The sequence below is a fragment of the Pseudomonas sp. P1_F7 genome, from assembly GCF_056405655.1.
The window spans coordinates 1-431 of the sequence record NZ_JBFUBR010000091.1 but is presented as its reverse complement, the minus strand read 5'-3'; the positions used below and the strand labels follow the sequence as shown (position 1 = coordinate 431).

Annotated in this window: 1 protein-coding gene; it reads right to left on the bottom strand. The window is 62.6% G+C overall.

Features of this window, described 5'->3' with window-relative positions; genetic code table 11:
* On the bottom strand, positions 1-431 hold a 431-nt coding region (locus AC1D1M_RS31515; protein WP_477778711.1), incomplete at both ends, for a VCBS domain-containing protein.

Below are 431 nucleotides of genomic sequence, written 5' to 3'. Positions count from 1 at the left end.
AAACCGGTGATGGTCAGGGTGCTGCCCAGCGGCGTGGTGATCGATTGCGGGAACCCGGCGGCCACGCCGCCGCTGACCACGGCAATACCGCCGACGGTCAGGGTCGTCACACCGTCGAGCGCGGTGACGGTGAAAGTGCCGTTCTGGGTCAGGGCCGACGTGTTGGGGCTGCTGCCGTCGCTCAGGTTTTTTTCGTAAACCGTCAGCTCACCGCCATACACGTCGAGGCCGTTGAGGGTCACCGTATCGTCGTTGTTGTAGACGTTCAGCACCAGGTTGGCGGTGCGGCTGTCGCCGTCCGAATCGGTGATGGTGTAGGTGAAGGATTCGGTGCTGCTGCCACCGCCGTGCAACGCCTTGAAGTCGGCATCGCTGGTGTTCAGGGTGTAGGTGTAAGTGCCGTTGGCGTTGAGTACCAGGGTGCCGTAAGT